Source organism: Actinoalloteichus sp. GBA129-24, from assembly GCF_001941645.1.
Classification (GTDB): Bacteria; Actinomycetota; Actinomycetes; order Mycobacteriales; family Pseudonocardiaceae; genus Actinoalloteichus_A; species Actinoalloteichus_A fjordicus.
Genome location: NZ_CP016077.1, coordinates 5,696,619 through 5,717,113 on the forward strand (window position 1 = coordinate 5,696,619; position 20,495 = coordinate 5,717,113).

The following is a 20,495-nucleotide window of genomic DNA, read 5'->3' on the forward strand; positions in this document are numbered from 1 at the left end:
TGACGTTTGAGTTCGTCCGGTTTCGGCCGTGTGATTGACACCACCGGAGATGACGCCTACTTTTCGGTAAACGCTTTCCAGTGAGTGCTCGGTCACCCTGGCCGGCACTGTCCAGATCAGGAGGCCCGGGATGGGTGCGCAGAGACGCTCACCGTTACAACGGGGTAGATCTGTTTTGGCCCTGGCCATGGTGGCCGGGCTGGTGACGGCCTGCGGTGGTGCCGGCGGCGGAGACGCCGACGGCCAGGTAGAGCTTCGGTTCACCTGGTGGGGCAGCGACGACCGCGCCGAGATCACCGAGGAGGCGATCGCGTTGTTCGAGGAGCGGAATCCGAACATCACGGTCAACACCTCGTATGCGGCGTTCTCGGGGTACTTCGAGCGGTTGGCGACCGAGGTCGCGGGCAACAACGCGCCGGACGTGATCCAGATGGACTACGCGTATCTGCGGGAGTACGGGGATCGGGGCGTCCTTGCCGATCTCCACGAGTTCGACGAGGATCAACTGGGCACCGAGGGCATCACGCCGTTGCTGGCGCGTTCCGGTGAGATCGACGGCAGGATGTACGCGCTGCCGATGGCGCAGAACACCCATGCGTGGGCGTACGACGAACAGGCCTGGACGGAGTCCGGGGTGCCGCTGCCCGAGGCGGGCTGGACGTGGGAGGACCTGCTGAGCAGCAGCCAGGCTCTGACCGAGTCCACCGACGGCGAGCGCTACGGGACCACCGACTTCGGCTGGTCCTGGGAGACCTTCCAGGTCTGGCTCCGCCAACAGGACAAAGACCTCTATACCGACGCAGGCGAGATCGACTTCGACCGCGAGGACCTCACCACCTATCTGGAACTCCTCGAGGAGTTCCGCACCACCGAAGCCGCCACCCCGGCCAACATCACCTCCGAGATCGACGGCGCCGTGGAGAACTCGCCGCTGGCCAGGGGCTCGGCCTTCGCCGACTTCACCTGGGACAGCACGGCGGTCAGCTTCTCCTCCGTGCTGCCGGACGGCGTCGGCCTCGCACCGATGCCGCGCATCGAGGGCAGTGACCGGGTGGGCCAGTTCGCCAAGCCGGGCATGCTGATCAGCATCGCGGCGAACAGCGAGCATCCCGAGGAGTCGGCCGCCCTGGTCGACTTCCTGCTCAACGACGTCGACGCGGGCCTCATCCTCGGCACCTCGAGAGGCATGCCCGTCAACAACGACGTCCGCGAAGCCGTCGGCGCCGAACTCGAAGGACCCGACCAACTCGTCTACGACTACGAGGAAGCCCTCGCCGACGAACTCGAAGAACCCCCGTCCGCACCACCGCCGGGCAACAGCGCACTTAAACGAGAATGGCAGCGCCTCAACTCGGTGATCGGATTCGGACAACTGTCCATCGACGACGCAGTGGATCAGTTCCTAGAACGCGCTGAGCAAGAACTCTGAGGAGAGTCCGTTGTGCGGGTGCGGCCGCCTGAGAACGGCCGCACCCCCAGGATAGGTAAGGTCATGGTCGCGCAACAAGTCAACGAAGTGGCATCGCCGCAGCCCGGCAGGACTGGATCGGGCCGCGCCCGCAAGGGGTCGAAGAGCAAGGAGCAGACAGGCATCGCCTATCTGTTCCTGTCGCCGTGGATCGCGGGCGCCGTGCTGCTCACCATCGGTCCGATGGTGGCCTCGCTGTACCTGTCCTTCACGGACTACAACCTGTTCACCGCGCCCGAATGGGTCGGCCTGGACAACTACATCCGGCTGTTCACCCAGGACGACAGGTTCATGTCCTCGGTGGGGGTGACCTTCCAATACGTCTTCCTGTCGGCGCCGCTGAAGCTGGCGGCCGCACTGGGAGTCGCCCTGCTGCTCAACCGCCCGAGGAAGGGCCAGGGCTTCTACCGGTCCGCCTTCTATGCCCCGTCTCTGCTGGGTGCCAGCGTCGGCATCGCCCTGGTGTGGCGGTCGCTGTTCACCGACGACGGCGCGGTCGACTCGCTGCTGAGCTCCGTCGGCATCAACACCGGCGGCTGGATCAACCAGCCCGACTACGCGATGTACGTCATCGTCATCCTGGCGGTCTGGCAGTTCGGCGCGCCGATGGTCATCTTCCTGGCAGGCCTCAAGCAGATCCCGCAGGACCTCTACGACGCCGCCGCCGTGGACGGGGCGAGTACGTGGAAGACCTTCACCTCGGTGACGCTGCCGATGCTGTCCCCGGTGATCTTCTTCAACCTCGTGATGGAGATCATCCAGTCGTTCCAGTCGTTCACGGGCGCGTTCGTGGTCAGCAACGGCCAGGGCGGACCCGCCGACTCCACGCTCTTCTACACGCTGTACCTGTACCAGCGCGGATTCCAGGACTTCCAGATGGGCTACGCCTCGGCGATGGCCTGGCTGCTGCTCCTGACGATCGCGCTGTTCACCGGACTGGTCTTCAAGACATCCGGCCGGTGGGTGTTCTACGCCGGAGAGGACAAGTAGATGAGTACTGCGACGCTCACCGCGCCGGAGGACCGGGGTCAGACACCCGTGACCTCGCCGAAGCGCAAGAAGCCCGGCCGGGTACGCACCGTCGCCTGGCATGCCGTGATCCTGGCGTTCATCGCCGTGCTGCTCTACCCGATCGCCTGGCTGCTCGGCGCCTCGTTCAAGCCCGCGAACGAGGTCATCACCAGTCTCGCGCTGCTGCCGGAGAGCCCGACCTGGCAGAACTTCGTCGACGCCGTGGCGGGCATCGGCGGCACCAGCTTCGGCACGTTCCTGTACAACTCGCTGTTCATCGCGGGCGGCTCGGTCATCGGCAACGTGGTCTCCTGCGTGCTGGCCGCCTACGCCTTCGCCCGGCTGCGCTTCAAGCTGAGCAAGCTGATGTTCGGCTTCATGCTGATGACGCTCATGCTGCCCCACCACGTGGTGCTGATCCCGCAGTACATCATCTTCCAGAACATGGGCATGGTCGACACGTTCTGGCCGTTGATCCTGCCGAAGTTCCTGGCCACCGAGGCGTTCTTCGTCTTCCTGATGATCCAGTTCATGCGTGGCCTGCCCCGCGAACTGGACGAGGCGGCGACGATCGACGGCTGCGGCCCGCTGCGGCTGTTCTACTACATCATCCTGCCGCTGGCCCGGCCCGCGCTGATCACCACGGCGATCTTCACGTTCATCTGGACCTGGAACGACTTCTTCAGCCAGTTGATCTACCTGAGCAGCCCTTCGAACTACACGCTGCCGCTGGCGCTGCGGTTGTTCATCGACCAGACCAGCGTCTCGGCCTACGGCCCGATGTTCGCCATGTCGGTGCTGACTCTGGTGCCGATCGCGCTGTTCTTCTTCGCCTTCCAGCGCTACCTGGTCCAGGGCCTGGCGACCTCCGGACTGAAGGGCTGATCATGGCCTCCGTGACCACGGGTGGGCGAGCCGGGATCTTCGGCGGACGGTTCGTGCTGTTCGCCGACGTCCTCTACCTCGGTGTACTGGTGTTCCTCGCTTCCCTGCCCGTGGTCACCGCCTTCGCCGCGGTGACCGCCGGGTCCGGCCTGCTGCGCGACCGGATCCGCCAGGACAGCACCTTCACCATCGGCCAGTACTTCCGGCGGGTGGGCGAGGTCGTCCGGGCGCAGAAGGCCGTGCTGCTGGCCCCGCCTGCGGTGCTCGTCGTGGTCCTGCTGAACACGCTCGCCCTGGCGGCGGGCATGCCGGGAGCCGAGTTCTACCGGCCGTTGCTGCTGGGCATCGCCGCGATCGGGGCGGTGGTCGGCCTCCGGGCGGCCCTGGTCTGGTCCGAGGGGTCGAGCTGGACCACCGCGCTGCGGGACGGCGCGACGACCTCGCTGCGCGATCCGGGCGGCAGCGCGCTGCTGGTGGGCGCGCTGGTGGCGGCGATCGTGATCATCGGACAGACCTGGTTGATGCTGCCGTTGGTGACCGGCATGGTGCTGTTCGCCTCGGTGGCCGTGTCCCTACGGGAGCGGACGTGAACGGCAAGACGGTGACGGTCCTCCAGGTCGGTGCGCACGGCTACGGCCGGGTGCACCTGGACCACCAGATCGAGCTGGCCGAGCAGGGCGTCGTGCGCGTCGTCGGCGTCGCCGACCCGAGGCCGCCGGACCCCGAGCTGATCAAACGACTCGGCAGGCCGGAGGTGGCGGACTCGCCGACCACGCTGTTGGCGAAGCACTCCCCCGACGTCGTGGTGATCGCCACTCCGATCCACACGCACGTCCCGCTGGCCGTGCAGGCGATGCGGGCCGGTTCGCATGTCCTGGTGGAGAAACCGCCGACCGCCACGCTCGCCGAGTTCGAGGAACTGCTCTCCGTCGCGACGGAGACGGGCCGCAGCTGCCAGATCGGCTTCCAGAGCCTGGGCTCCACCGCGCTGGATCGCGCCCGCGAGCTGATCGCCGACGGCAGCATCGGCGAGCTGCGCGGCGTCGGCGGCGCGGGAACCTGGATTCGAGACGCCGCCTACTACGCCCGCTCCGCGTGGGCGGGCAGGCTGGTGCTCGACGGCGTCGCCGTCACCGACGGCGCGTTGACCAACCCCTTCGCCCATGCCGTGGCCTCCGCGCTGCGGATCGTGGGCGCCGAGGAACGCGGCAGCCTCCGATCGATCGAGGTCGAACGGTTTCGGTCCCGCGCGATCGAGACCGACGACACCGCGTGCGTGCGAGTGGTGACCTCGACCGGAGTGCCGGTGACCATCGCCGTCACCCTGTCGGCGGCCACCAGCCGGGACCCGGTCCTGACGCTGCACGGCAGTCGGGGCATCGTGCGACTCTGGTACACCCGTGACGAGCTGCGGCTGGAGATCGACGGTGTCGAGCAGGAGAGCGGCAGCTGGCCGAGGTCCAGCCTGCTGCGCAATCTGGCGGAGCACGTCGCCGACCCCTCGGTGGAGCTGCTCTCGCCCGCGACGCGCTGTCACTCGTTCATGTCGGTCCTGGAGGCGATCCGGCTCGACGGACCGGCGGCGGCACTGTCGCCCGAGCACTACCAGATGATCGGGGAGGGCACCGCTGCGCACCCGGTCGTCACCGGCGTCGACGACGCGGTGTTCGCCAGTGCGGAGCGGCTCGCGCTGTTCTCCGAGCTGGATCTGCCCTGGGGTGCGAAGCGGCCGGGCTGACACCGGCGGGCTGAGGCAGCCGGGCTGAGGCAGGCCTGCTCGCTCATGGCGCCCGGCCCTGCTGCTCCGCCGGTCGGCCACGATCGGCGATGCGCACGCCGAGTCCGGCGCGACCAAGTCCCGCGCAGCCGAACTCCCAGCCCTGCCCTGTCGAGGCGCCCTGCCCCGTCGACGCGGCGTCCGTCCCGCGAGGACAGCACGGACGCCACGTCGACCGAGGACGACCAGGGCTCGGCTCACGGCGCTGCCGCGTTCCCGCAGCCCTGGTCAGCGGACCTCAGCGCAGCCGACCCGAACCCGCCTTGGCACCGACCAGACCGGGCACCGAACGGGCCGGATCGATCCTGGTGTGCAGGGTGGGCGTCCAGCCGACGTCGGCGGAGAACTCACTGTCGTAGGCCTCGTTGTGCGCGGCACGCAGATCGACCAGGCGGCGCCCCTGCTCGTCGGCGACCAGATCGCCCGCACTGTGCACGGTGGTGCCGCCCCAGTCGTAGAGGACGTCCGAGGACGGGACGCCGGTCAGCCGGAAGAAGTTCTGCTCCGATCGGATCGCAGACTCGACGCCGACGCCGAGGCTGTACTCATAGCCCTCGCCCGCTCGGATCACGTAATGGTTGTTGTAGAGGTGCACCTGTCCGAACCGGACCCTCGGCGCACGTTGCAGGATGCCGTCGAAGACGTTGTGGTGCAGCGTGACGCGGAGCCGACCTCGATCGGTGAACCGAGTGTTCGACGAGCCGATCAGCATCGTCTTGTCGTGGTCCCGGAACACGTTCCACGACACCGTGACCAGGTCGGAGCCGTTGGTGATGTCGGCGAGTCCGTCATGGACCTGGTAGGGCACGCCGAAGTAGTCGGGCTGGGCGCTGTCGGGGTAGCGACCGTCGTGGAAGGTGTTGTGGTCGATCCACACGTGGGTCGTCTCGGTCAGCGAGATCGCGTCGTACTCCGAGTTCCACGCGCCGAGTTCGCCGTCGGTGGGGTCCCATTGCGGGAAGCAGTCGACCGGCGCCTCGAACTCGATGTTCCGGATGATCACGTTGTCGACGCCTGCCAGCCGCAGGCTCACGCCGCGCAGCTCGGCGCGACGGCCCAGGCCGATGATGGTCGTGTCGGAGGGGACGTCGAGGCGAATCCGGTGCGCCTGGGCGGCGGCCGATCGGACTCGTGCCTCTTCGAGCGGGCCGCTGGGGTCCTGATCCCCCCAGGTTTCCGGGTCGTAGGCCGCCAGGTAGCCGTCCAGGGTGTAACCGGGATCGGCGTCGTCGGCACAGGTCACCGCGGCGCCGTCGGCGTCGATGTTCGCGTCGACCACGCCGTCGATCTCGATGATGCTGGGCCTGCCCTCGCTCGCGCTCAGCGCCTCGGCCAGCTCGGCGTGATCGGAGACTCGATGGACGTCGGCCCGGGCGGCCCTCGAGCCGCCGGTCGTGCCGCCGTCGGCGGCGGCCCAGCCGTCGCGAGCCGGGAGGACCTGTCGGGCGAGGCCGCGGGAACCGCCCGCCGACTCCGGGGCCGCACCCGCACCGCCGCCCGCCCGTTCCGGCCCCGATGCCGGGGCCGCCCGTACAGGCTCGGCCCAGCCGGCGGGCTGGACGGCGACCACGCCCGTTCCGGCGGCGAGCACCGCCGCGACGAGGATGCCGATCGATCTTCGCATGTTCTGCTCTCCTACTCGTCGACCCGCCGATCGAATTTCTCGAGAAAAATCATCGAATCATTTCGACGATAAAACTCGACGATGAATTGACCGGCACCTTCCGCGTTTTCTCCAGGCCTGCCGTCGCGCCGGAGCGAGGCGACGTGAACTCGACGACGAAGAACGGCTCCACCCCGTCGGATCACTCCTTCATCCGGCTTGCCACAGCATGAGAAAGCGCTTTCCACACACGGTATTCCGCGTTGATGACCTGGTCAACACCTGACTACCCTGGTAGCTGACCGCTTCCCATCTGGACCGATCCGTCGTCGGCTACACCCGGCGGCCGCCCAAGTTGGACTATTCGGCGCATTGAGGCTTCTCGGCGGGCGGTGGTAGGAATGACACCACTTGGATAGCGCTTTCCAAGTCCGCCTCACCCACCTCGAGTCTCCCGCACAGACGCTCGTCGGCCGAAGTGGGTCGAGCACTGCCCCCAATCACGACCCGGGAAGGGATTGACAATGTCGTCTTTCTCAACGAATACGTCGAAGTCCGCCAGGAATCGGACGGCCCTGTTGGCCGCAGCCGGCGCCCTGCTGCTCACCATGACGAGTGTGACCGCCGCCGCAGCCGACCAGGCCGTGCCCGCCGCCGACCCCGGCATCCTGCAGTCCGGCCCGATCGGCTGGGCGTCGCAGAACGGCGGCACCACCGGCGGCGCGGGCGGCTCCACCGTCACGGTGACCTCGGCCTCCGCGCTCATCAGCAACATGCAGGCGTCCGGCCCGCGCATCGTGCAGGTGAGCGGCACGATCAATCTGAGCGGGATGAACGACATCGCCTCCGACAAGACCCTGGTCGGCATCAACAACGCCCGGATCAACGGCGGCGGCATCGACGTCGACGGCGCGCACAACGTCATCATCCGCAACATCACCTTCGCGGGCGCCACCGACGACTCGGTCAACGTGCAGGACGCATCGACCAACATCTGGATCGACCACAACACGTTCCTGCCCGGCTACGACGGCTCGCTGGACATCAAGCGCGAGTCCGACTTCGTGACCGTCTCCTGGAACCACTTCGACGGGACGGACAAGACCTCGCTGCTCGGCCACAGCGACAGCTTCAGCGCCGACGCCGACAACCTGCGGGTGACGTACCACCACAACTTCTACGACAACACCAACACCCGGAACCCGCGCATCCGCTACGGCCGGGGCGTGCACGTCTTCAACAACTACTACCTGAACAGCAACGAGTACGGCATCGCCTCAACGGAGAATGCGTCGGTGCTGGTCGAGGCCAACTACTTCCAGGGCGTGGACACGCCCACCGAGGTCGGCTACGCCAGCTCCGACCCCGGCGACCTCGTCGAGCGCAACAACATCTACTCCAACTCGGGCACGCCCAACACCAGGGGCAGCTTCGTCGGAGTTCCGTACTCCTACAGCCCGGCCTCGGCGTCGAGCATCCCGTCACTCGTGAGCAACGGCGCGGGCGTCTCGTGATCTGAGGCGTCCGACACCCGGCCCGCAACGCTCCCGATGCGTTGCGGGCCGGCTTGCTGCCGGTCAGCCGACTGTCGACGGACCTCGAACCCGTCAGGCCGTCGCGATGGAGGCCGTCACCGGTCGACGGCCGTCACCGCTTCACTCCCATCACCGGTCGGCAGACTCCGCGAACCGAGGCCGCAGGGCCGTGACCACGATCCGATCGACGGCCAGGTATGCCGAGTCCTCGGCGGCACCCGGTGCGGAGGCGGCGGCGCCGCCTGCCCCAGTTTCGGCCACCGCGAACACGCCGACCTTCGCCCCCACCCAGCGGCCCGCCGTCGCAGCGAAGCTCGCGTCCGGCCCGGTGCCGAGCCGGTGGAACACGCCGTCGCCGTCGGCCACGCCGAACCGACAGCGGCCGCCCGACGACACCTCCAGTCGCATCCGCAGCGTCGCCGTGGTCACCGGACCGAGATCACGGGCCGCCAGCTCGGTCTCGGCGCCCTCCCCGGCCAGCCTGCGCCGCAGCACCAGGCGCAGGCCCGCCTGCCCGGCCACCACGCCCAACCAGGCGTAGTCGTCGCCGAGGACCGCGAGTCCGCCGCGCCACTGCTCGTCCGAGCTGCGCCCGACCGGTCGCAGGTCCACGGTGACCGCGAACTCCTCCGCGGGCCAGCGCCGAGTGAGCACCTGTCCGACGGCCCGCAGGTCGCCTGCATCCCGGTCCGGCCGGGCGAACAGCCGCAGCGCTCCCGGTTCCTCCGTCAGCGAGAACCAGGACGGCACCGGGTTCGCCTGCCAGGACCACTGCGGGCCGAGCCCCTCCGGGGTGAAGCGCTCGTCCACCGAGTCCTGAGCACTCGGCACGGTCGCGTCCGCCCCGGCCGAGGCGGCGGGAAGCGCGGGCTTGGGATGGGTCAGGACCGGCCTGCCGCAGCCGTTCTCATCCGGGTCGACCCCGATGACCGGCCAGCCGTCGGCACCCCAGCTCATCGGCTGGAGGTGGACCACCCGGCCGTAGACGCCCCGATCCTGGAAGTGCAGGAACCAGTCCTCGCCCGTCGGCGTGTCGACCCATGCTCCCTGATGCGGCCCGTTGACCTCGGTGTCCCGCTGCGCCAGCACGATCCGGTGCTCGTAAGGGCCGTCGATCGACCGAGCCCGGAACACCGACTGCCAGCCGGTGGCGACGCCGCCTGCGGGGGCGAAGACGTAGTACCAGCCCTCTCGCCGGTAGAGCTTGGGGCCTTCCAGGGTGTGGCAGCCGGGGATCTCGTCGCCGTCGATCAGCGTCCGGCCCTCGTCGAGGAGCTCGGTCGCATCGGGGGACATCCGGTGCAGGGTGAGCCGGTTGCTGATGCCCGACCGGCTGGCCGCCCAGCCGTGCACGAGGTACGCCGAGCCGTCGGCGTCCCACAACGGACAGGGATCGATGAGTCCCCGGCCTGCCTTGATCAGGTGCGGAGCCGACCACGGGCCGTCCGGCCGCGTCGCGGTGAGCACCCGGATGCCGAAGTCGGGGTCGCCGTAGAACACGTGGTAGCGGCCCGCGTGGAACCGCAGCGACGGCGCCCAGACGCCCTTCCCCGGCTGCGGTCGCGCGAAGACGTCGGCCGGTTCCTGGGCGGGCAGTGCATGACCGGTCAGCCGCCAGTCGACGAGGTTCCGCGAGGTGGCCATGGTCAGTCCCGGCGCGGCCGCGAAGGTGGAGGCGACGAGGTGGAAGTCGTCGCCGACGCGGATGACGTCCGGGTCGGACAGGTCGGTGCACAGCACCGGATTGCGATACGTCCCGTCGCCCTGATCGGCCTGCCACGGCGGGCCGTCGTCCTCGCTCGGTGCCGCGATGCCCTCCTCGGCAGCCGATGACATCGACCCTGGACCGTTGGACACGACGCACGCCTCTCGCTCGACGAGACGGCCGGGCGTTCGCGGATCGACTCCGGACACCCGGCGATCCCGGATGGTGTTCACTGTCGTGGCTGACTCGACCGCTCGTCGAATCAGTTCCTGCCGCTCGTCCTCGGCGGCCGGGCCGGACCCGACCGCCGAGGACAGACCGGCTCAGCCGTCGAGGGACTGGCGGGCCTCGTTCATGAGCTGGGCCGCCGCATCCTCGACGGACATCCCGCCGAAGTTGTACGAGTCGTAGATGACCGTGAACGATCGCTTCACCGAGCCCGCGCCCGTGGGCGGCGCGTTGGGCGCCTCGCCCATCAGGTCGGCGACGCTCTCCTGATAGTCGAAGACCTGCTGGTTGGCGCCGTCCAGATCGGTGCCGATCGCCTCACGGACCGCCGCGTTCGGCGGCATGCTGCGCACCACGCCCAGGGCCTGACCAGCCTCGACGTCGTTGACCAGGAAGTCGATCAGCATCGCCGACTCGACCGGGTGATCGCTGGAGCTGCCGATGCTGTACATCGAGGCGGAGGCGGCGAGCATTCCGGTGCTGTCGGTGTCGGTCGGCCACGGGGCCAGCTCGACCAGGCCGTCGGACGAGGCGTGGTAGCTGGGCGCCGAGGAGTCGTAGTTGAACTCGGCCGCCGACCGTCCCAGGACCAGGGGCGAGGTGTCGATGCTGCCGTTGAAGGTGGTCGTCACCTCGGCAGGCGTCACCACGCCGCTCGCCTGGAGGCTCTTGGTCCAGGTCCAGAACTCGACGAGGTCGGCCTCCTCGAATCCGAGGGCGCCTTCGGGGTCGTACAGCGACTTCCCGTCCTGGCGGAGCCAGAAGTCGAACCAGTCGGAGAATCCGCCGAAGTCGCTGTAGCCGTAGACCTCGCCGTCCGTCGCCTCGTGGATGCGGCTGCCCGCCTCCTCGAAGTCGTCCCACGTCCAGCCCGCCGAAGGCGGCTCGACCTCGGCCGCCTCCCACTGCTCGACGTCGTACAGCAGCGTCTGAGTGTTCTGCCCGGCGGGAATCGCGTAGAGGACGCCGTCGATGCTGGCACCATCGATCAGGCTGGTCGGGAGGTCGCCGGTGTCGATCTCGCTGCCGACGTGCTCACCGAGGTCCGCGAGCACACCTCGGTCGGCGAACTCACGCAGGAACGGCATGTCGGTCTGCACGACGTCCGGGCTGTTCCCGCCTGCCACCTGCGTGGAGAGACGTTCGACGTAGGCGTTGTAGTCGGCGAAGGACACCGAGACGGTGATGTCGGGGTTCTCGGCCATGAAGAGATCCACGGCGGCCTGAGTGGCCTCAGCCCGGTCGTCGTTTCCCCACCAGTGGAAGGAGATCTCGACTGCGCCGTCCTCGGCGGTGTCTCCACACGCGGTCAACGTGCTCCCCACGGCTAACGCGATCACCATCGCACCAGTCCGCTGCCATCGTGATCGAGACACGGCACCTCCTTCTCGACACAAAGTCGAAAACGATTCGTTTTGTCTAAGGTCACCGATGCTAAGCAGCGACCATGTGGGTTCCACGACCGGGAGCGGATGTAACCCGTTCGTGTCATTTCATCGGCGGGAAACCCACCGAAACCTACGCCGAATGGATCAACCATTCATAACCCATAGTCACAATTAGTGTGATGGGTGTGCGAAAAGGTGACTCCGAGTAGGCCGATCGGACCGGATCGACTCGCCCTCGGTAATCCCGCACTCAGCGCGGCACCGTCGTCGAACCGCAGTCGCCGCCCGCGCTGCGCGGTTCTCGGCGAGGGCGGGTTCGGCTGCGGTCGCGGCGGCATCGGACGTCTCACACCGGCCAGTCGAAGGACTGCGCGACGCCGTCGCTCCACCGCACGGTGACGGCGGGCGTCGCCCCGGAATCGCCTGCCGCCGCGACGTCCACCCCGGCCACCGACAACCCCGGCTCAGCCTGCTGCCCGGCCAGACCGAACGCCGCGGCATAGATCCGTCCCGGCTCCACCGGACCGACACTGACCAGTGTGGACACCGCGGAGAACCGGCCGACGGCCGAGACGCCCTCTAGGCGCAGCGGAGCGCCGCCGACCAGCCCGAGCAGACCGACGGCACGGCCCAGCAGCCCGCCTGCCAGGATCACCTCGCCCTCGGGTGCGGTCTCGATCTCGGGTGGCGTCTCGCTCGCCAACGGCCACCCACTGACCCGTAACCGCAGTCCGGCCGAGGTGACGGACTCCTCGGCCTGATCCTCGCTTCCGGTCGGCTCTTCGACCCGGACCAGCCGGACCTCCCACGATCCGCGCAGCACCGAGCCCACCGTCACGGTCGGACCGACCCGGAAGGTCTCGGCGGCCGGGTCGACGGGCCAGTGCGCACGGTGCCGGGAGAAGGCGACGCCGTCCACCACGCCGAGCGGGCGCACCGGCGGACGCATCGAGGGCTCCCCCTGCGCATCCAGCAAGACCACCGCCGAGTCCGTGGGGATCGCCTCCAGTCCTCGACCCCGCCGCAGCTCGACCGCAGGGTCGAGATGGACCGCGGTGTGGGTGGAGAAGGCGAAGGCCGTGTAGATCGGCAGCTCCGGCGCGAGTCGCTCGTCCGATGCCCGGTCGGTCCCGTGATTGACCACCCGCACGACGCCGTCGGCCTTCGTGCCGGAGACCAGCCAGCCCGGCCCCGGCAGGTCGAGTTCGTAGTCACCCTGCTCCACCGGCAGCGGCGCCTCCACCGACGTCCACACCGGATGATCCTCTGGCAGGAGCAGCCCGAGCATCCCCTTGCTCGCCCAGTACGGCGAGGCGGGCCCGGAATACCACTGCGCCAGCGCCGGGAACGGCCCATGCCAGCCCGTGGTCAACACGTCGGCGCCGTCCAGCGCCCCCCGGTCGAGGAAGTACCGCAGCGTGCCGCTGGCCCAGCGTCGCAGCACACCGGGATCGAACGGCCCGGAGTCGAACACGGCGGCGGCCCAGACCGGTGCGAGGGCGGCCCACCGGTAGATGAGCGACCGCCCCTGGAACAGCGGGGCGCCGTCGGCGCCGAACAGTGCGGCGTGATCGGGCAGGAACTCGGCGAGCCGGTCGAGGTAGACCGGGCGGTACTCCTGCGCGAGCGGCAGATCCGGCGACATCCGACACCACCACAGCGGATAGAGGTGGAACGCCCATGCGGTGTAGAAGTCGTGCTTGCGCAGTCCGCCGTCGGTGTACCAGCCGCCGCCGCGATGCCACGACTCGGTCAGCTCACAGTTGCGATCGAGGTCGGCCTGCGACCAGGGCCCGTCGACCGATCGAAGGAAGGCCTCGGTGACGTTCTGGAACCAGATCCAGTTGTTGTCGATCGCGGGCTCGCCGACCTGGCCCGCCAACCAGGTCACCACCCGCTCCTGAACGCCGCTGTCGAGCCGATCCCAGAGCCACGGTCGTGTCTCGTGCAGTCCGATCACGATGGAGGCAGCCTCGACCTTGGCCTGGCCGGCCTCGGCGAACGTCGGCCAGCGCTCCGGGTTCGTCGGGTCCGTCCCGGCGGCCAGGCCCGCCGCATAGCGACCGAGGAAGTCGTGCGGATCGACGCCGCCGCTGCCCGCCACCCGGAAGGCCGCGGTGAGGAAAGTCCTGGCGAAGCCCTCCAGACCGTCGCTCCACTCACCCGACCGCGACGGCGACCCCGGCAGCCGAAGAAGGGCCTGGGTCGGTGAGGCATGGGGACGGACGCCGAGCAGCATCCGATCGGCCGCCGCAGCCCAGTGCGTGCGGGTCCAACCGGTGAACGGCGACAGTGCGCGGTCCTCGTCGGGCAGTGACAACAGACGACCTCCTCAAGGCTTCCCGCGATGGTGCCTCCCCGACCTGCTCCGCAGTGGCGAGACGTCGGGTCGCGACCGCATCCGGTCATCTGCTCGACAGACCGGGGTCGGATGTCCTCCCATCTAAGGGCCTGTCTTTGGTCCCCCTCCATCGTGAGCGGGATCAGCGTGGATGAGCTGCAAGGCGGAGGAAAGAGACATAACGGAGTTATGTTGACTGACGACAACGCCGCAGATCGCCGCGGTGGCCCCGCGCAACAGGAAAGTGGGGATAAAAGACAGGCGCTAGGGCAGCGGTCTCGACGTCGAGACCGCTCGACGACGTGGAGGGCGATGATGCCGACCAGAACGCGGGACAGCCGAGTACGCGGCCGAACCCTGGCGACCGGGGCGGTGTCGCTGTTAGCTGCCTGCGGTGTCCTCGCGGGCTGCGGCGGGTCCGGGTCCGGCGACGGCACGGTGTCGCTGGACTTCACCTGGTACGGCAACGACAGTCGCGCCGAGGCCACCCAGGAGGCCGTCGACCTGTTCGAGGAGCGCAACCCCGGCATCACGGTGAACACGTCGTTCTCCGGTTTCGACGCCTACTTCGAGAAGCTGTCCACGCAGGTGGCAGGCGGCAACGTTCCCGACGTGGTGCAGATGGACGCCGGCTACCTGCGGGAGTATGCCGAGCGCGGAATGCTGCGGGACCTCGACGAGCACGTCGGCACCGAGATCGACATCGAGTCCGTCGACCCGGCTGGCCTGCGGTCGGGAGAGCTGCCTGCGGGCCGATTCGCGGTGCCGCTGGGTCGCAGCACCCAGACGATGGCCTACAACCCGACCATCTGGGCCGAGGCGGGGCTGGACGCGCCGGAGGTCGGCGACTTCACCTGGGACGACCTCATCGAGGCCTCGGAGATCATCAGCGACAGCACCGACGGCGAGGTGGTCGGCCTGACCGATCCCGGCTGGGCGGTGGACTGGTTCCAGTTCTTCATCCGCCAGCAAGGCCGGGAGCTGTACACCGAAGAGGGCATCGCCTTTACCGAAGAGGACGTCGCGGACTACTGGAACTTCACCCAGGGGCTCCGGGACGCGGGTATGGTGACCTCTGCCGAGGTGACCAGCCAGGTCAACGGCTCGGTGGACACCTCGCCGCTGGTGTCCGGCAGGTCCGCGGCGGAGCTGAGCTATCTGGGCAGCTCGGCCTCGCTCTTCCCGACCATGGGCGAGGACGTGGCGCTGGCCCCGTGGCCGAGCAACGAGGAGGGCGAGACGGGCATCTATGCGTCGACCTCGATCCAGATCGCCATCGGCAGCCGCTCGGAACACCCCGAGGAGGCCGCCCGGCTGATCGACTTCCTGATGAACGACGTCGAGGCGGGCCAGATCCTGCGCACCGTCCGAGGCACTCCGCCCAACAGCGAGGTCCGGGCGGCCGTGGCCGAAGACCTCGACGGGGTCGACAAGATCCTCTTCGACTTCGAGGAGAGCATGGCCGACGAGCTGAGCGATGCGCCCTCCGCGCCGCCGCAGGGCTGGGGCTCGGTGAAGCGGACCTTCACCCGGGTCTACGACTCGATCAACTTCGGGGAGCTCACGGTCGACGAGGGCGCCGCCCTGCTGATGAACGAGACCGAGCAGCTGATCAGCTGATCGCCGATTCCGTCGCCCGCCCCACGAGAGTGTGGGGCGGGCGACGGGCGGCGACGGGACCGGCACGTCGGCGGGTCTGCCGACCGGTGGCTGCCGCGAGGCAGGCTTGAAGGAGTCACCGGCCGCACGCCTCGGTGTCTCGTCGTGGCCGGACCGGCACGGCGGGCCTGGCGGATCGATCACCGCCGCCGAGGTCGGACCACTGAACCGACTGCCGGTCAACACCGCGGCAGAATCCCGGGACTGCCGGACACGGGAACCATGCGGGTGGCAGCAGACGACGCCGAGGCCCCGACCGAGGACGCTTCAGTCCAGTCTGCGGGCCGCGGCGTCGAAGTCCGAGGCAGCTCCGCTCGGGGCGTACTCCCGCACCTCCTGCGTCGCGGCGACCAGCGCACGCATCGCCGTCAGATCGCCGACGCCGGAGCCGCCCGCCGCCCTGGCCTGCACCAGCAGGTTGCCCAGCGCCGTGGCCTCGACCGGCCCGGCCACCACCGGAATCCCGCACGCATCGGCCGTCAACCGGCACAGCAGCTCGTTGCGAGAGCCGCCGCCGACGATGTGCAGGACGTCGACCTCCCGACCGGACAGTGCACAGGCCTGTCGCAGGGTGCGGCGATAGGCCAGGGCGAGACTCTCCAGCACGCAGCGGACGAGCTGAGCCTGGGTCTCGGGGACCGGCTGCCCCGTCTCCCGACAGGCCTGGGCAATGCGCGCGGGCATGTCGCCGGGGGCGAGGAACCTCGGGTCGTCGGGGTCGACGATCGAGCGGAAGGGCTCGGCGCGGGCCGCGTCGGCGAGCAGTCCCGAGAGCTCGGCGGGTCGACCGGCGTCCGCCCAGGTGCGCAGGGACTCCTGGAGCAGCCACAGCCCCATCACGTTGCGCAGGTATCGGGTCGTGCCGTCGACGCCGAGTTCGTTGGTGAAGTTGGCGGTCCGGCCTGCCTCGGAGACCACGGGCGCGTCGAGTTCGAGTCCGACCAGCGACCACGTTCCGCAGGAGACGTAACCGAAACGCCGGGTGACGGTTGGCACCGCGACGATCGCCGACGCCGTGTCGTGGGAGCCGACCGCCACCACCGGCAGCTCCCCGCCGCCGAGTTCGGCCCGAGCCGTGCCGTCGACGAGTCCGATGCGCTCCCCCGGTTCCCGCAAGGGCGGCAGCAGCGTCTCGTCGATGCCCGCCGCGCGCACCAGCTCCCAGGCCCATTCCCGCCTGCGCACGTCGAGCAGCTGGGTCGTGGACGCGTTGGTGACCTCGGCGCCACGCTGTCCGGTGAGCCAGTAGCAGAGCAGGTCGGGGATCAGCAGGAGGCTCGACGCGGCAGTCAGGGCGGCCGTGTCTCTGGCGGCGACGAGTTGAATCAACGTGTTGATCGGCATGAACTGGATGCCGGTCGTCGCATAGATGCGCTCGGCGCCGAGGGTGGCACGCACCTGGTCCAGGACGCCGTCCGTCCGGGAGTCCCGGTAGTGGATCGGGTTGCCGAGCAGCTCGCCGTCCGCGTCGAGCAGCCCGTAGTCGACGGCCCACGAGTCGATGCCGATGCTGTGCAGCTCCGCCGACGCCGACGCGATGCGCAGGCCCGCGAGGATGTCGCGGTAGAGCCCGAGGACGTTCCAGTGCAGCCGATCCCGTCCCGCGCCGCGCGCGATGCGGATCGGGGTGTTGTCGAAGCGGGCGACCTCGGTGGTGCTCAACTCACCGGCGCCGACGCGCCCCAGGATGACCCGTCCGCTGGACGCGCCGAGGTCGACTGCCGCGCAGGTCGCCGTCACCGCGCCGCCGACCGCACCCGATGTGCTCACCCCTGATCCTTTCCGCTCGCCTGCTGCTGCCGTGTCGTTGTACACGCGGCCCGCCGCCGGGTGGCCGCGCGGACCCTGCGCTGCCGGTCGGTCTCCTCGACGGCGGTCGTCCTCGCCGCGCCGGTACCGACCCGCACCGAGGGCAGGCGACCGACATCGCCGTCGGAGCCCTCCGCCTGCAATGCCCAGAACCCGGAAGCCGTTCAGCTGGTGGCTGCCACGCGCCACGATCTGACCGCCGCGCGCCGGCCCGCCGCCGATGCGGTGGGCATCGGCCGTCGCGTGCCAGCCGAGTGCATCGACGCCGCCGCCCGCATCGGCCGCCTTCGAGGCGAACCGGCCGACGTGATCGAGTCGAGCCGACGACCGTCTACGCGGCCACGGCGCCGCCACGCGCGGCCCTGCCACCACCGCGCCCGACCGGAACATCCGCCGGGCCCGCACCGTCAGCCGAGCGCGGCACCACTGGTGAGCCGCCATCGGGCAGCGCACCACGAGCATCGACGCCGACCCGACGCCTCGGACGAGCGGCCGAGGCCGTCACCCGGAGGCTCGATCGTCCGCCTCGCCGAAGCGGCGACGAGCAGGAGCGACCGAGAACCGCCCTCAGATCAGACCTCGCCGCGCCGCCCACGCCACCGCCTGGATCGGCGTCTGCACGCCCAGCCGATCGCACACCCCGCGAATCCGCCTGCGCAGGGTCCGGTTCGACGTGCACATCCGCCTGGCGATGCCGTCGAGAAGATAGCCGTCCGCGAGCAGCGCGAGGATCATGCGCTCCTCCCTGGTCAGCCGGACCTCGATGACCCGCTCGGGCCGGGTGAGCCTGCTCTGGCTCCGATCCGAGTCGGCCGTGATCGGCCGTACCGCCAACGCAACCATGGGGACCTCCTTGTCCTGGGCCTTCCCTCGCCGCCGTTCGTCGTGCTGCGGTCGTCATGTCGCTGTCGGGATCGGCGTGCTGCGGTGCCGTTCCCGGTCGCGGGCATCCCTGAATCAGCGCAGGAAGGCCGCGGCGACGCCCGCGTCCACCGGGATGTGGAGTCCGGTGGTGTGCGTCAGGTCGCCGCCGGTCAGTGCGAACACCGCCGCCGCGACGTGCTCCGGCAGCACCTCCTGCTTGAGCAGAGTGCGCTGCGCGTAGAAACTGCCGAGCTCGGACTCCTCCACCCCGTAGACGGCGGCGCGCTGCGCGCCCCATCCGCCGGAGAAGATGCCCGAGCCGCGCACCACCCCGTCGGGATTGATGCCGTTGACCCGAATCCGGTGTCCGCCGAGTTCGGCGGCCAACAGCCGGACCTGATGAGCCTGGTCCGCCTTCGCCGCGCCGTAGGCGACGTTGTTGGGACCGGCGAACACGCCGTTCTTGCTGGCGATGTAGATGATGTCGCCGCCCATCGCCTGCGCGATGAGCACGCGGGCCGCGGAGCGGGACACGAGGAAGGAGCCGCGCGCCATGACGCCGTGCTGGATGTCCCAATCCGCGTCGGTGGTCTCCAGCAGCGGCTTGGAGATGGACAGCCCCGCGTTGTTGACGACCAGGTCGACGCCGCCGAAGGCCAGGCTGGCCTCGGCGAGCGCGGCGTCCACGGCGGCCGAGTCCGTGACGTCGACGGCCACGGAGATCGCGACGTCGGCAGCGCGGTAGGCGCCTGCGCCGAGCTCCTCGGCCGCCTCGCGGGCCCGGTCCGCGTCGCGGTCGGCGACGACGACGCAGGCGCCCTCGGCGACGAGCCTGCGCGCGGTGGCCAGGCCGATGCCGGAGGCACCGCCGGTCACCAGGGCCACGCGGGTGGCCAGCGGCCTGGCCTTGGGCCGGCGCCGCAGTTTGGCCTCCTCCAGCTCCCAGTACTCGATGCGGAACTTCTCGCCCTCGTCGATGGGCTGGTAGCGGGAGATCGCCTCGGCGCCCCGCATGACGTTGATCGCGTTGACGTAGAACTCGCCCGCGACCCTGGCGGTCTGCTTGTCGGCGCCGAAGGAGAACATGCCGACGCCGGGCACCAGCACGATCGCCGGATCGGCACCGCGCATCGCCGGGGAGTCCTGGGTGGCGAACTGCTCGTAATAGGCGCGGTAGTCGGCGCGGTACTGCTCGTGCAGTTCACGCAGTCGATCGATCACCGTGTCCAGCGGCGCGTCCGGCCCGAGGTCCAGCACCATCGGCCGGACCTTGGTCCGCAGGAAGTGATCCGGGCAGGAGGTGCCCAGGGCCGCCAGCTCCGGCATCCGCTCGCGCGAGACGAAGTCGAGGACGGCGGGCGAGTCGGTGAAGTGGCCGATCTGGCGTCGATCGGTGGAGGCGAACCCGCGCAGCACCGGGAACAGCGCCGCCGCCCGCTCCCGCCGCTGTGCCGAGGGCAGCGCCGACCGGCCCTCGACGACGGGCCCGAAGGGCTCGGCCGTGCCCCGTGTCTCGATGAACCGCTCGGCGGTGTCGATGATCTCCAGCGAGTTGGCCTGGCACTCCTCGGCGGTGTCACCCCAGGCGGTGATGCCGTGGCCGCCGAGGATGACCCCGATGGCGGAGGGGTTGGCGCGCTTGATCTCGGCGATGTCCAGGCCGAGCTGGAAACCGGGCCGACGCCACGGCACCCAGGCCACTCGATCACCGAAGCACTCGGCGGTGAGCTTCTCGGAGTCGGCGGCCGTGGCCAGCGCAATGCCCGCATCGGGGTGCAGGTGGTCGACGTGCGCCGCGTCCACCAAGCCGTGCATGGCCGTGTCGATGGAGGGTGCCGCCCCGCCCTTGCCGTGCAGGCAGTAGTCGAAAGCCGCCACCATCTCGTCTTCGCGGTCCACCCCGGGGTAGACGTCGATGAGCGCGCGCAGCCGGTCGGTGCGCAGCACCGCCAGCCCCGCCTCTGTCAGGGTGCCGAGGTCGCCGCCCGATCCCTTGACCCACATGAGTTCGACGGGCTGCCCGGTCACCGGATCGACGTCGTCGGCCTTGACCGACGCGTTGCCGCCCGCGTAGTTGGTGTTGCGCGGGTCCGAGCCGAGCTCGTGACAGCGCTGGAGCAGCTTCTCGACTTCTGGGTGTGTGGTCATCTCTCGTCTCTCGTGTCCACGGGATCGGCGGGCGGGTCGTCGTGCGCGGCGCTGGCGCGGTGGCGAGTCACGTC

Annotated in this window: 15 protein-coding genes; 7 read left to right on the forward strand and 8 right to left on the reverse strand. The window is 69.5% G+C overall.

Annotated features, from left to right (window positions below):
• Window positions 1-130: 130 nt before the first annotated feature.
• The 5 genes from UA75_RS24385 to UA75_RS24405 all read left to right on the forward strand — a co-directional run bounded on the left by UA75_RS24385 (window position 131) and on the right by UA75_RS24405 (window position 5,102).
• Entirely contained in the window at window positions 131-1,429 is a 1,299-nt protein-coding gene (locus tag UA75_RS24385; protein WP_232237394.1) for an ABC transporter substrate-binding protein, read from the forward strand.
• A 63-nt stretch (window positions 1,430-1,492) separates the two neighbouring features.
• Window positions 1,493-2,458 (forward strand): carbohydrate ABC transporter permease, encoded by a 966-nt coding sequence (locus UA75_RS24390; RefSeq protein WP_083683554.1) that lies wholly within the window; start codon window positions 1,493-1,495, stop codon window positions 2,456-2,458.
• Entirely contained in the window at window positions 2,459-3,364 is a 906-nt protein-coding gene (locus UA75_RS24395) for a carbohydrate ABC transporter permease (protein ID WP_083683556.1), read from the forward strand.
• Between the two features lie 11 nt (window positions 3,365-3,375).
• The gene (locus UA75_RS24400) at window positions 3,376-3,954 is read left to right on the forward strand and encodes a hypothetical protein (protein ID WP_157434414.1); all 579 of its coding nucleotides are present in this window, start codon (window positions 3,376-3,378) and stop codon (window positions 3,952-3,954) included.
• Window positions 3,951-5,102, forward strand: coding sequence for a Gfo/Idh/MocA family protein (locus UA75_RS24405; protein ID WP_075742255.1), 1,152 nt, complete (start codon window positions 3,951-3,953; stop codon window positions 5,100-5,102). Before UA75_RS24400 ends, UA75_RS24405 begins: the two co-directional genes overlap by 4 nt.
• Before the next feature lie 277 nt (window positions 5,103-5,379).
• Here the strand turns inward: UA75_RS24405 and UA75_RS24410 are convergent, their stop codons facing one another.
• Together UA75_RS24410 and UA75_RS34980 are read right to left on the reverse strand one after the other, a co-directional pair.
• Window positions 5,380-6,765, reverse strand: a complete 1,386-nt coding sequence (locus UA75_RS24410) for a polysaccharide lyase family 1 protein (protein WP_083683557.1) — start codon at window positions 6,763-6,765, stop codon at window positions 5,380-5,382.
• Between the two features lie 49 nt (window positions 6,766-6,814).
• Window positions 6,815-6,937 (reverse strand): hypothetical protein, encoded by a 123-nt coding sequence (locus tag UA75_RS34980; protein ID WP_257787486.1) that lies wholly within the window; start codon window positions 6,935-6,937, stop codon window positions 6,815-6,817.
• 331 nt (window positions 6,938-7,268) lie between these two features.
• On the opposite strand from UA75_RS34980, the gene UA75_RS24415 reads away from it, so the two are divergent.
• Complete coding sequence (locus tag UA75_RS24415; protein ID WP_075742256.1) at window positions 7,269-8,258, forward strand: polysaccharide lyase family 1 protein; 990 nt, start codon at window positions 7,269-7,271, stop codon at window positions 8,256-8,258.
• Between the two features lie 150 nt (window positions 8,259-8,408).
• Here UA75_RS24415 and UA75_RS24420 read toward each other — a convergent pair whose 3' ends face one another.
• The 3 genes from UA75_RS24420 to UA75_RS24430 form a co-directional block, all read right to left on the reverse strand.
• Entirely contained in the window at window positions 8,409-10,115 is a 1,707-nt protein-coding gene (locus tag UA75_RS24420; RefSeq protein WP_083684143.1) for a glycoside hydrolase 43 family protein, read from the reverse strand.
• A 192-nt stretch (window positions 10,116-10,307) separates the two neighbouring features.
• Window positions 10,308-11,588: an ABC transporter substrate-binding protein gene (locus tag UA75_RS24425; RefSeq protein ID WP_157434415.1), complete on the reverse strand. Its 1,281-nt coding sequence runs from the start codon at window positions 11,586-11,588 to the stop codon at window positions 10,308-10,310.
• A gap of 358 nt (window positions 11,589-11,946) precedes the next feature.
• Window positions 11,947-13,920 carry a DUF2264 domain-containing protein gene (locus UA75_RS24430; RefSeq protein ID WP_075742259.1) on the reverse strand — a complete coding sequence of 658 codons (1,974 nt, stop codon included), beginning with the start codon at window positions 13,918-13,920 and terminating at the stop codon, window positions 11,947-11,949.
• A gap of 333 nt (window positions 13,921-14,253) precedes the next feature.
• Between UA75_RS24430 and UA75_RS24435 the strand changes: the two genes are divergently transcribed.
• On the forward strand, window positions 14,254-15,561 hold the full coding sequence (locus UA75_RS24435) for an ABC transporter substrate-binding protein (RefSeq protein ID WP_198044203.1): 1,308 nt from the start codon (window positions 14,254-14,256) through the stop codon (window positions 15,559-15,561).
• Window positions 15,562-15,867: 306 nt separating this feature from the next.
• On the opposite strand, the gene UA75_RS24440 is transcribed toward UA75_RS24435, so the two are convergent.
• From UA75_RS24440 to UA75_RS24450, 3 genes are all read right to left on the reverse strand, one after another.
• On the reverse strand, window positions 15,868-17,370 hold the full coding sequence (locus tag UA75_RS24440; RefSeq protein ID WP_232237395.1) for a rhamnulokinase: 1,503 nt from the start codon (window positions 17,368-17,370) through the stop codon (window positions 15,868-15,870).
• Window positions 17,371-17,976: 606 nt separating this feature from the next.
• Complete coding sequence (locus UA75_RS24445; RefSeq protein ID WP_075742260.1) at window positions 17,977-18,252, reverse strand: LuxR C-terminal-related transcriptional regulator; 276 nt, start codon at window positions 18,250-18,252, stop codon at window positions 17,977-17,979.
• Window positions 18,253-18,366: 114 nt separating this feature from the next.
• Window positions 18,367-20,421 carry a bifunctional rhamnulose-1-phosphate aldolase/short-chain dehydrogenase gene (locus UA75_RS24450; RefSeq protein WP_075742261.1) on the reverse strand — a complete coding sequence of 685 codons (2,055 nt, stop codon included), beginning with the start codon at window positions 20,419-20,421 and terminating at the stop codon, window positions 18,367-18,369.
• Between the last annotated feature and the right edge of the window lie 74 nt (window positions 20,422-20,495).